Annotated in this window: 1 protein-coding gene and 1 pseudogene; both read right to left on the reverse strand. The window is 71.3% G+C overall.

Annotated elements, in window-relative coordinates:
- Window positions 1-2,132 (reverse strand): annotated as a pseudogene (locus tag ACFWJW_RS19065) (type I polyketide synthase); the annotation flags it as partial.
- Between the two features lie 52 nt (window positions 2,133-2,184).
- Window positions 2,185-12,915: an SDR family NAD(P)-dependent oxidoreductase gene (locus ACFWJW_RS19070; RefSeq protein WP_387242295.1), complete on the reverse strand. Its 10,731-nt coding sequence runs from the start codon at window positions 12,913-12,915 to the stop codon at window positions 2,185-2,187.
- Between the last annotated feature and the right edge of the window lie 18 nt (window positions 12,916-12,933).

The following is a 12,933-nucleotide window of genomic DNA, read 5'->3' on the forward strand; positions in this document are numbered from 1 at the left end:
CGCTCCTGAACGGCCTCGCGCGAGCCGGCGACCGACACCATGCCACCCCGCCCGGCCAACACCCGACCGATGGCCTGACTGCGCAACGCCACCACCCGCGCACCGTCACGCAGCGACAGGATCCCGGCGACGCAGGCCGCGGCGATCTCACCCTGAGAGTGACCCACCACAGCCGACGGCACCACGCCACAGTCCTCCCAGACCGCAGCCAACGACACCATCACCGCCCACAGCACCGGCTGCACCACATCAACCCGCGCCAACGCGTCCTCGTCGGACAGAACCTCATCCAACTTCCAGGACACGAACTCCGACAGCGCCGCACCACACTCAGCCATCCGCCCCGCGAACACCGGGGAGGCAGCCAGTAGTTCGTCCGCCATGCCCAGCCACTGCGAACCCTGACCAGGGAAAACCAGCGCTACACGGGCACCGGCTCCGGTACCGGTCGAGCCCCGCACCACGCCCGCAGGGTCCACCCCCGCAGCCAGCCCACGAAGGCCCGAGAGCGCCTCCTCACCATCAGCACCGAGCACCACCGCCCGGTACTCCAACCCCGCCCGCGTACTCAGCAGCGAGAACCCCACATCAACGGGATCCAGCCCCGGACGGTCCGCCGCAAAGGACGCCAACCGCCCCGCCTGGGCAACCAACGCCTGCTCCGAACGCGCCGACAGCACCCACGGCACCACCCCAGCAGGCACACCCACAGCCGGTGCGGCCTCAGCCGGTTCCACGGCCTCCGGCTCAGCCACAGGGGCCTGCTCCAGCACCACATGCGCGTTCGTCCCACTGATGCCAAACGAGGACACACCCGCCCGGCGCGGCTGGCCGCTCTCCGGCCAGTCCCGGGCCTCGGTCAACAGCTCCACCGCACCCGCGGACCAGTCCACATGCGACGACGGCTCATCCACATGCAGCGTCTTCGGCAGCACACCGTGCCGCATGGCCAGCACCATCTTCATCACCCCGGCCACCCCGGCCGCGGCCTGGGTATGTCCGAGGTTCGACTTCACCGAACCCAGCCACAACGGCCGGCCCTCCGGCCGCCCCTGCCCATACGTCGCCAGCAGTGCCTGCGCCTCGATCGGGTCGCCGAGAGCGGTGCCGGTGCCGTGCGCCTCCACCGCGTCGACCTGATCGGCGGAGAGCCGGGCGTTCGCCAGGGCCTGCTCCACGACGCGCTGCTGTGAGGGGCCGTTGGGGGCGGTCAGACCGTTGGACGCACCGTCCTGGTTCACCGCCGAACCCCGCACCACCGCCAGGATCGGGTGGCCGTTGCGCTCGGCGTCCGACAACCGCTCCACCAGCAGCATTCCGGCGCCCTCGGCGAGGGTGGTGCCGTCCGCGCCCGAGGCGAATGCCTTGCAGCGTCCGTTGCGGGCCAGGTTCTGCTGGCGGGAGAAGTCGATGAACGTGTCGGGGGTGGACATCACGGTCACCCCGCCGGCCAGGGCCAGCGAGCACTCCCCGGTCCGCAGCGCCTGTACGGCCAGGTGCAGCGTCACCAGAGAAGAGGAGCAGGCGGTGTCCACGGTCACCGCCGGGCCCTCCAGGCCGAAGGAGTACGAGATCCGGCCGGACAGCACGCTGCCGATGCTCCCGGTGCCGAGGAATCCCGCGGCTTCGGGGGCGACATGGTTCAGCCGCGACGCGTACTCGTGATACATCAGCCCGGCGAACACCCCGGTGGAACTGCCGCGCAGGGCCATCGGGTCGATTCCCGCATGCTCGAACGCCTCCCAGGACGCCTCCAGCAGCAGCCGCTGCTGGGGGTCCATGGCGGACGCCTCGTGCGGGGAAATGCCGAACATCTCGGGGTCGAATTCGAGGGCGTCGTGCAGGAATCCGCCCTCGCGGACATAAGAGGTGTAGGGGCGTCCGGAATCCGGGTCGTGCAGGGATTCCAGGTCCCAGCCCCGGTCGTCCGGGAAGGTGGTGACGGCGTCCCGGCCGTCGGCCACCAGCTGCCAGAGTTCCTCGGGTGAACTCACTCCTCCCGGGTACCGGCAGGCCATGCCGATAATGGCGATCGGCTCGTGCTGCTTCTCCTCGACCTCGCGCAACCTCTGGCGCGTGCGGCGGAGATCAGCCGTTGCTCGCTTGAGATAATCCCGGAGTTTGGCTTCATTCTCCATCCGGTACCTTCCCCCAAAACACTGTCAGGCGCTTGATCCGCACGCGTTAGGACATTCCGAGTTCGTTGTCGAGAGCATCGAAGAGTTCGTCGTCGGTGGCTGAGCCGAAGTCCTCTTCGGAGTTCTCCGGGCTCTCGCCGTTCCTGCTCTCGTCCCACTGCCACAAGATGCTGCGCAGCCGAGCGGTGATCTTGTCCCGGCCGGCGGCATCGGGGTCGATCTCCGGCAGTCCGGCGGCGATCCGGTCGAGTTCGGCGAGCAGGCGGGCCGAGGGGTCCGCCTCGGCCGGTACCAGTTCCGCCCGCAGGAACTCGGCGAGCGCGACCGGGGTCGGATGGTCGAAGACCAGGGTGGCGGGCAGGGTCAGGCCGCCGGCCGCGGCGAGCTGATTGCGCAGTTTCACGGCGGTCAGCGAGTCGAACCCCAGGTCCTTGAAGGGCCGGTGGTCCTCGACCTGTTCGGCGGACTCGTAGGCGAGTACCGATGCGACATGAGTACGCACCAGGGCCAGCACGCTCTCCCGCTGTTTGTCCGCCGGCATGGCGATCAGCCGGTCCGCCCAGCCCTTCTCGCCCGGTCCCTCGGCACCGGCCGACCGCCGGGTCTCGCCCGGCATCAGACCGTGCAGCAGGATCGGTATCCGGTCCTTCGGCAGGGCCCGGATCGCCGGGATGTCCAGCGGAATCGGCACCAGCACCGGTTCGCCGGCCCGGCGGGCATGGTCGAAGAGGACCATGCCGAGTTCCGCGGTCATCGCTCCCGCCGAGATCCGCTCCGCCCGCATCTCCTCGCTCTGGTCCGCGGCCTGGACCCGCTCGGCCCAGACGCTCCACGCCATCGAGACGGCGGGCAGGCCCTGGGCGCGCCGGTGGTGTGCCAGTGCGTCCAAGAAGGCGTTGGCGGCGGCGTAGTTGCCCTGCCCGGCGTTGCCGAAGTGCGCGGCCGCCGAGGAGAACAGGATGAACGCGGACAGGCCGAGGTCCTTGGTGAGCTCATGCAGGTTCCAGGCCGCGTCCACCTTGGGCCGCAGCACGGTGTCCAGATGCCCCGGGGTGAGCGAGGTGACCACACTGTCCTCGACCACCCCGGCCGCGTGCACGACCGCGGTCAGCGGACGGTCCTGCGGAACGGCCGCCAGCAGCTCCGCCAGCGCGGTCCGGTCCGCGGCGTCGCAGGCGGCGAGGGTGACTTCCGCCCCGAGTCCGGCCAGCTCGTCCCGCAGTTCGGTGGCCCCCGGGCTCGCCGCGCCACGGCGGCTGGTGAGCACGAGATGACGTATCCCGTGCTGTGTCACCAGATGACGGGCCACCAGGGTGCCGATCATTCCCGTGCCGCCGGTGATCAGCACGGTGCCCTGTGCGTCGAAGGCCGGGGCTTCGCCGGTCAGGTGGACCCGGGCGAGCCGTACGGCGCGGGGTGTGCCGGCCCGCACCACGGCCTGGGGTTCGCCGGAGCCGATGACCTCCGGCAGGGCGGCGGCCGAGGAGTCCTGCTCGTCCAGATCGACGAGGACGAACCGCCCGGGATGCTCGGACTGGGCGGACCGGAACAGCCCCCAACTCGCCGCGTGCGGCAGATCGGTCACCGGATCGGTGGCCTCGGCCGCCATGGCCCCGCTGGTCACCAGCACCAGACGGGAGGCGGCGAACCGGTCGTCGGCCAGCCAGCGCTGGACGAGTTCCAGGGCGTCGCGCACGGCGCCGTGCACCACCCCCGGGAGGAATCCGTCCTGGTCGCTGCGCGGTGCGGCCATCAGCACGACCTCGGGTACGGGCGCGCCCGCGCCGACCGCCGCGGTGAGCGCGGCGAGATCGGCGTAGGTGTCGCCGTTCCCCGTGAGGGCAGCCGACAGTCCCGCGCGGTCCGCACCGAGCACGGCCCAGGAGCCCGTGAACTTCGGCCCGTGGAGGGCCGCCCACTCGGGTCGGAAGAGGGTGTCACGCGGTGCGGCGCCGGTCAGCGCGGTGGCCGTGACGGCCCGGAGCCGCAGCGCGTCGACGGAGGCGATGGGCTCTCCGAGGCCGTCGGCGATATCGAGCGTCACCGCCCCCGTGGGCGCGGTGCTGAGGCGGGCCCGCAGGGTGCTCGCCCCGGTCGCGAAGAGCGAGACACCGTTCCAGGTGAACGGCATCCAGGGGCCACCCTCCTGCTCCGCGAGCGGGGACCACGACAGCGCGTGCAGTACGGAGTCGAGCAGGGCCGGGTGCAGCCCGAACCGCTCGGCCTCGCCCCGCTGGTCCTGCGGCAGGGTCACCTCCGCGTAGAGGTCAGCACCCTGACGCCAGACCTCCCGCAGGCCCTGGAACACGGGACCGTAGTCCACTCCGGCCGCGGCCAGCTGGTCGTAAATGCCGTCCAGGTCCACCGGGGTGGCTCCCTTGGGGGGCCACACCTCAAGGCCGGTGCCACTGCCGGCGGCGGTGTCCGGCCCGAGCAGCCCGGTGGCATGCCCGGTCCACGGCTCACCGTCAAGCGCGTCATCGGCCCGCGAGTGCACGGTGACCGGCCGGCGTCCTTGATCGTCTGGAGCGCCGACGCTGACCTGGAGCTGCACCCCGCCCTGATCCGGGAGGATCAGCGGGGCCTCCAGCACAAGCTCCTCGACCCTGGGGCAGCCGACCTGGTCACCGGCCCTGATGGCGAGGTCCACAAAGCCGGTGCCAGGGAGAATGGTGACGCCCCGGACGGTGTGGTCGGCGATCCAGGGGTGGGTGGCCGCACTGATCCGCCCGGTGAGGACGACCGTGTCCGTACCGGCCATGGAAACAGCGGCCGGGACGAGCGGATGCTCAACCGGTTGCAGCCCGAGACCGGCGGCATCCTGAGTGCCCGCTGCGGCCGACAGCCAGTAGCGCTGACGTTGGAAGGCGTAGGTGGGCAGGCCGATCCGCCGGCCGGTGGGGAGCAGGGTGCTCCAGTCCACCGGCACGCCGTGTGACCAGAGTTGGGCGAGGGACTGCGCGAATCGGGACCAGCCGCCTTCGTCGCGGCGCAGGGTCCCGGTCACTACGACGGGGCTGCCCGCTTCCTGCGCGGTGTCCTCGATGCCCGGGGTGAGGACGGGGTGCGCACTGCACTCGACGAAGACGCCGTGCCCGTCGGCGACCAGTGCCTGGACGGCTTCCTCGAACCGTACGGTGTTGCGGAGGTTCTCGAACCAGTAGGCGGCGTCCAGCTCCTCACCCGATATAGGCGAGGCGTTCACCGCGGAGTAGAACGGGATACGGCCTTCCGCGGGTGCCACCTCGGCCAGGACCGTGGCGAGTTCCTCGCGCAGCTCCTCGACCTGGGCACCGTGGGAGGCGTAATCCACCGGGATCTGGCGGGCCCGTACGTCTTGCTCGGCGCACTCCGTCAGCAGCTCCTGCAAGGCATCCGGTTCACCGGAAACCACTGTCGAGGTCGGCCCGTTGATGGCGGCGACGGACACCCGCTCGCCCCACTTGGCGATGCGCTCCTGAACGGCCTCACGGGAGCCGGCGACCGACACCATGCCACCCCGCCCGGCCAGGACACGGCCGATGGCCTGACTGCGCAACGCCACCACCCGGGCACCATCACGCAGGGACAGGATCCCGGCGACGCAGGCCGCGGCGATCTCACCCTGAGAGTGACCGACCACAGCCGACGGCACCACGCCACAGTCCTCCCAGACCGCGGCCAACGACACCATCACCGCCCACAGCACCGGCTGCACCACATCAACCCGCGTCAACGCGTCCTCGTCGGACAGCACCTCGTCCAACTTCCAGGACACGAACTCCGACAGCGCCGCACCACACTCAGCCATCCGCCCCGCGAACACCGGCGAGGAGGCCAGCAATTCATCGGCCATACCCAGCCACTGCGAGCCCTGACCAGGGAAAACGAGCGCCACACGGCTACCGGCTCCGGTACCGGTCGAGCCCCGCACCACACCCGCAGGGTCCACCCCCGCAGCCAGCCCACGAAGGCCGGCCAGCGCCTCCTCACCATCAGCACCGAGCACCACCGCCCGGTACTCCAGCCCCGCCCGCGTATTCAGCAGCGAGAACCCCACATCAACGGGGTCCAACTGCTTGCGGTCCTCGACGAAGGACGCCAACCGGGCCGCCTGCGCGAGCAACGCACGCTCGGAGCGCGCGGAGAGCACCCACGGCAGAACCCCGGGCCGCGCCTCCTCAACCGGCTCCGCCGGCACCTCGTCAGGAGCCTGCTCCAGCACCACATGCGCATTCGTCCCGCTGATACCGAACGACGACACACCCGCCCGACGCGGCTGACCACTCTCCGGCCAGTCCCGGGCCTCGGTCAGCAGCTCCACCGCACCCGCGGACCAGTCCACATGCGACGACGGCTCATCCACATGCAGCGTCTTCGGCAACACACCGTGCCGCAGCGCCAGCACCATCTTCATCACCCCGGCCACCCCGGCCGCGGCCTGGGCGTGCCCGATGTTCGACTTCACCGAACCCAGCCACAGGGGCCGGTCCTCGGGGCGGTCCTGGCCGTACGTGGCGAGCAGCGCCTGGGCCTCGATCGGGTCGCCCAGCGTCGTACCGGTGCCGTGCGCCTCCACCGCGTCCACATCCGACGCGTCGAGTCCGGCGTTGGCGAGCGCCTGACGAATAACCCGCTGCTGCGAGGGGCCGTTCGGCGCCGTCAGACCGTTGGACGCACCGTCCTGATTCACCGCCGAACCCCGCACCACCGCAAGCACCGGATGGCCATTGCGCCGGGCCTCCGAAAGGCGCTCGACCAGCAGCAGGCCGACGCCCTCGCCCCAGCCCGCGCCGTCCGCGCTCTCCGCGAATGCCTTGCTGCGGCCGTTCGGAGCGAGGGCGCGCTGGCGGGAGAACTCGATGAACTCCATCGGTGTGGACATGATCGTCACACCGCCGGCCAGAGCCAGTGAGCACTCGCCGGACCGCAGCGCCTGGATCGCCCAGTGCAGGGCCACCAGGGAGGACGAGCAGGCGGTGTCGACGGTGACCGCGGGGCCCTCGAAGCCGAAGGTGTAGGAGATCCGGCCGGAGACCACACTGCCCGCGGTGCCGGTGGCGAGGTGACCGTCCACCTCGGCGGAACTGTGGGCCAGGAAGGAGCCGTAGTCCTGGCCGTTGGTGCCGACGAAGACGCCGGTGTCGGCGCCGCGCAGCGTCGTCGGGTCGATGCCCGCGTCCTCCAGGGCCTCCCAGGAGGTCTCCAGCAGCAGCCGCTGCTGCGGGTCCATGGCGGTCGCCTCACGCGGTGAGATGCCGAAGAACCCGGGGTCGAAGTCGGCCACGTCCCGCAGGAAGCCGCCTTCGCGGACGTAGGAGGTGCCGTGGTGGTCGGGGTCCGGGTGGTAGAGCCGCTCGACGTCCCAGCCGCGGTCGCCGGGGAAGTCGCTGACCGCGTCCTCGCCGCGGGCCAGCAGGTCCCACAGTTCCGCCGGAGAGGCGACGCCGCCGGGAAAGCGGCAGGCCATGCCGACGATGGCGATCGGCTCGTCGTCCACGGCCGCGCGGGACCGCACCACGGTGGTGGCGGTCTGCCCGCCGAGCAGTTCTTCCCGCAGGAACCGCACGAGAGCGGCCGGGGTCGGATAGTCGAAGATCAGGGTCGCCGGGAGGCTGAGTCCGGTCGCGGTGTCCATGCGGTTGCGCAGTTCCACCGCCGTCAGCGAATCGAACCCGAGGTCCTTGAACGCACGGGATGCCTCCACCGCGCCGCTGCCCGCGTACCCGAGCACCAGGGCGACCTGGGCCGTGACCAGTTCCCGCAGCGCCCGGTCCTGGTCGGCCTGCGGCAGGCCGACGAGCCGGTCCCGCAACGCGTTCCCCGCACCGGCTCCGGCCGCGGCGGCCCGCCGGCGCACCGGCACCAGTCCGCGCAGGACGGGCGCCACCTCCCCGGACGCGGCGAGGGCCCGCAGGTCCAGCCGGATCGGGACGGACAGCGCGGTGTCCGTGGTGAGCGCGGCGTCGAACAGGGCCACGCCTTCCTCGGCGGTGAGTGGGACGAGTCCGCCGCGGGCCATCCGTCGCAGATCGGTGTCGCTGAGCTGCTGGGTGATCTCGCTGGTCTCGGCCCAGAGTCCCCACGCCAGGGAGGTGCCCGGCAGACCGTGGTTCCGACGATGGCGGGCGAGCGTGTCCAGGAAGGTGTTGGCGGTGGCGTAGTTGCCCTGACCGGCCGCGCCGAGTACCGCTGCGGCCGAGGAGAACAGGACGAAGGCGGAGAGATCGGCGTCCTGAGTGAGTTCGTGCAGGTTCCAGGCGGCGTCCATCTTGGGCCGTAGCACGGTGTTCAGGCTTTCCCCGGTCAGGGAGCCAAGGGTTCCGTCGGAGGTGACCCCCGCGGTGTGCACGACGCCGGTGAGCGGAGCGTCCGCCGGGATCCCCGCCAGCAACTCGGCGAGGGCATCGCGATCCGCCGCGTCGCAGGCGGCGATCTCCACCTGGGCGCCGAGCGCGGTGAGTTCCTCGCGGAGTGCGGCCGCGCCCTCGGCGTCCGGGCCGCGCCGGCTCATCAGCAGCAGGCTGCGAACGCCGTGTGCGGTCACCAGGTGCCGGGCGATCAGGGTGCCCAGGGTGCCGGTGCCGCCGGTGATCAGTACGGTGCCGTCGGGGTTCCAGACGGTGGCCGTGCCTGACGGTCCGGAGGGTCCGGACGGAGCGGACGGAGCGGACGGAGCGGACGGAGCGGACGGAGCGGACGGAGCGAGCCTGGCGAGCCGAGGCACCGACAACGCGCCTTCGCGGACGGCCAGTTCGCTTTCGCCGGTGGCCACGGCGGCATGGATCGCGGCGGAGGACTTCTCGTGGTCGTCGATATCGACCAGCACGAAGCGTCCCGGGTGCTCCGACTGCGCCGAGCGCACCAGCCCCCAGAGCGGCGCCATGGCCAGATCCAGCGGCTCACCGGCGACCGAGACGGCACCCCGGGTCACCACCACGAGCCGCGCGGTGGCGTTCCGGTCATCGGCGACCCAGCTCTGAAGCCGTTCCAGCACCTGGTGCGTCACCGCCCGCACGCCGTCGGGAACGGTCGTCCCCTCCCCGGCCCCGGACGGATACAGGAGCACCAAGCCGTCGTCGCCCACGGCTTCGGAAGCCTCGAAAGCCTCAGGAAGCTGCGGAAGTTCCGGTAGCTCCGGTAGTTCCGGTAGTTCCGGTAGTTCCGACAGTTTCGGCAGGGACACCCACTCCACCGCGAACAGCGCGTCGTGGTGGTCGCCCGGGACGGTCGTGGTCAGCTGCTCGGGAACCACCGGCTCCCAGCGCACCGCATCCACGGAGGCGACCAGGCCGCCTGCCTCGTCGGCGACGAGGAGCGCATACCCGTCACCTGCCCTGCTCAGCTTCACCCGGAGCGCGGTGGCACCCACTGCGTGCAGGCGCACCCCGGCCCAGGACGCGGGGAGCCGCAGCCCGTCGAGCGCGGGTTGCAGCGCGGCGTCGAGCAGGGCCGGGTGCAGCCCGAACTTCGCCGCGTCGGCGACGACTTCGTCCGGCAGGGTGACCTCGGCGTAGATCTCGTCGCCGCGCCGCCAGGCGGCCTGGATGCCCTGGAACACGGGGCCGTGGTGGAATCCGGCGGCGCCGAGGGCGTCGTAGCAGGCGTCCACGGAGAGGGCCTCGGCGCCGGCCGGCGGCCAGACCGGCTCGCCGAACGCCGGCGTCGCGGCACCCTCCGCCAGCACACCCAAGGCATGCGCGGTCCAGGACTGTTCCGGGGACTCCTCAAGGCGCGAGTACACCGCCAGTTCCCGGCGGCCGTCCGCGTCGGGCTCGGCGACGACGACGCGCAGCTGCACTCCGCCCCGCTCCGGCAGAACCAGCGGCATCCGTACGGTGAGTTCTTCGATCAGGTCGCAGCCGACCTGGTCCCCGGCCCGGATGGCGAGTTCGACCAGGGCCGAGCCGGGCAGCACGGCGGCGCCGAGTACGGCATGGTCGGCGAGCCAGGGGTGGGTGGCCAGGGACAGCCGGCCGGCCAGGACCACGGCGTCCGGCAGGGTCACGGTGGCACCGAGCAGCGGGTGATCGGCGGCGCCCAGACCCGCGGCGGTCATATCGCCGGGCCCGGTGTCTCCTTCCAGCCAGAAGTGCTGCCGCTGGAAGGCGTACGTCGGCAGCTCCACCCGGCGGCCGCCGGCGAGCATCGGCTGCCAGTCGACGGGGACCCCACGGACCCACAGCCCGGCGAGGGCCTCCGTAACCACCTCGGGTTCGGGACGGTCCTTGCGCAGCGTGGGCACGAAGACCACGTCGTCCGCCAGGCAGTCCTGTCCCATGGCGGACAGGACGCCGTCCGGGCCGAGTTCGAGGAAGGTGGTGACGCCTCCGTCGGCGTGCGCGGCCTGGATACCGTCGTGGAAACGGACGGCCTCCCGGACGTGCCGCACCCAGTACTCGGGGGCGCGGAGTTCGGCGGGGGCGGCCAGCCGACCGGTCACATTCGAGATGACGGGCAACTCAGCATCCGCGTACGTGAGTTGACGCAACACCGCGCGGAACTCGGCCAGCATCGGCTCCATCAGCGGCGAGTGGAAGGCATGACTCACCCGCAGCCGCTTGACCTTACGGCCCTCCGCCTCCAGGGCGGCAGCGATCTGCTCCACCTCGGCCTCAGCACCCGAGAGCACCACAGCATCAGGACCATTGACGGCAGCGATCCCGACCTGCTCCCGGCCCTCCAGCAGCGGCGCGACCTCATCCTCCGAGGCCCGCACCGAGACCATGACGCCACCAGTCGGCAGCGCCTGCATCAGCCGCCCACGCGCCGCGACCAACTTCGCCGCATCCGCCAGCGACCACACACCCGCCAGATAAGCAGCCGTCACCTCACCGATCGAGTGACCCAGCAGCACAGCCGGAGCCACCCCACGCGACTCCACCAACCGATACAGCGCCACCTCCAGCGCGAACAGCGCCGCCTGCGCATACTGCGTCTGGTCCAGCAGCTCACCCCCGCCCCGGACCACCTCCGTCAGCGGCCGAGGCAGCAGACCGTCCAGCTCCCCGCAGACTTCATCCCAGGCCCGCGCAAACACCGGATACGTCTCGTACAGTTCACGGCCCATGCCCAGTCGCTGCGCACCCTGACCGGTGAACAGCACACCGAGTTTGCCGTCGCTGACCAGTCCGGTGAGCATGCCGGGCGCAGCGTCATCGGTGGCCAGGGCGGACAGCGCGGTGCGCAGTCCGGCCCGGTCGGTGGCCAGGGCGACCGCGCGATGGTCGAGGGCGGCACGTGTGGTGACCAGCGAGAAGCCGGTGTCCACGGGGTTCAGCTCCGGCCGCTCGTCCACGTAGGCGGCGAGTCCGGCTGCCTGTGCGGTGAGTGCCTGCCGGGAACGGGCGGACAGTGTCCAGGGCAGCAGACCGGACGGGTCGGAGGCCACGGGGGCGGGGCCGGGGTCTGCGGGTTCGTCGGCAGGGGCCTGTTCGAGGACGACATGGGCGTTGGTGCCGCTGATGCCGAAGGAGGACACCCCGGCCCGGCGGGGCCGTTCGGCCTCCGGCCAGTCCCTGGCTTCGGCGAGGAGTTCCACCGCGCCGGCGGACCAGTCCACATGCGGTGAAGGGGCGTCCAGATGCAGGGTCTTGGGCAGCACGCCGTGCTGCATGGCGAGCACCATCTTGATGATGCCGGCGACTCCGGCGGCGGCCTGGGTGTGGCCGAGGTTGGACTTGATGCCGCCCAGCCACAGCGGGCGGTCCGCCGGGCGGTCCTGCCCGTAGGTCGCGAGCAGCGCCTGGGCCTCGATGGGGTCGCCGAGGGTCGTACCGGTGCCGTGCGCCTCCACCGCGTCCACGTCCGACGGCGAGAGATGCGCGTTGGCGAGGGCCTGCCGGATCACCCGCTGCTGCGAGGGGCCGTTGGGGGCGGTCAGACCGTTGGACGCACCGTCCTGGTTCACCGCCGAACCCCGCACCACCGCGAGCACCGGGTGACCGTTGCGCTGGGCGTCCGACAGCCGCTCGACCAGCAGCAGGCCGACGCCTTCGCCCCAGCCGGTGCCGTCCGCGGCGGCGGCGAACGGCTTGCAGCGGCCGTCCGCCGCGAGACCGCGCTGGTAGGAGAAGTCGACGAAGGTGTCCGCGGTGGCCATCACGGTCACGCCGCCGGCCAGCGCGAGGTCGCAGTCCCCCGCCCGGAGCGCCAGCACCGCCTGGTGCAGCGCCACCAGCGAGGAGGAACAGGCGGTGTCGACGGTGATCGCGGGGCCTTCGAAGCCGAACAGATAGGAGATTCGGCCGGAGACCACACTGCTCACCGCGCCGGTGCTCATAAAGCTGGCGATGTCGTCGGGGACATCGAGGACCCGCGCGGCGTAGTTGTGGTACATCAGCCCGGCATAAACGCCGGTCTTGCTGCCCCGCAGGGTGCCCGGGTCAATTCCGGCGCGTTCGAAGACCTCCCACGACGTTTCCAGGAGCAGCCGCTGCTGCGGGTCCATCGCCAGCGCCTCGTGCGGCGATATTCCGAAGAACCCCGGGTCGAACTCCGCGGCGTTCTGGAGGAATCCGCCCTCCCGGACATAGGAGGTGCCGGGGTGTGCGGGGTCGGGGTGGTAGAGCCCCTCGACGTCCCAGCCCCGGTCCGCCGGGAAGGCGGACATGCCGTCGCGGCCCTCGGACAGCAGCGTCCACAGGTCTTCCGGAGAGGCGACCCCGCCGGGATAGCGGCAGGCCATGCCGACAATCGCGATCGGTTCCGATTCGAGTTCCCAGATCCGGCGGCGGCTCTGCCGCAGATCGATTGTGGCCTGCTTGAGATACTCGACAAGTTTCTTGTCGTTGGTCACCTGGTTCCGCCCCTTCGA

It is taken from the genome of Streptomyces sp. NPDC127097, from assembly GCF_042724075.1.
Classification (GTDB): domain Bacteria; phylum Actinomycetota; class Actinomycetes; order Streptomycetales; family Streptomycetaceae; genus Streptomyces.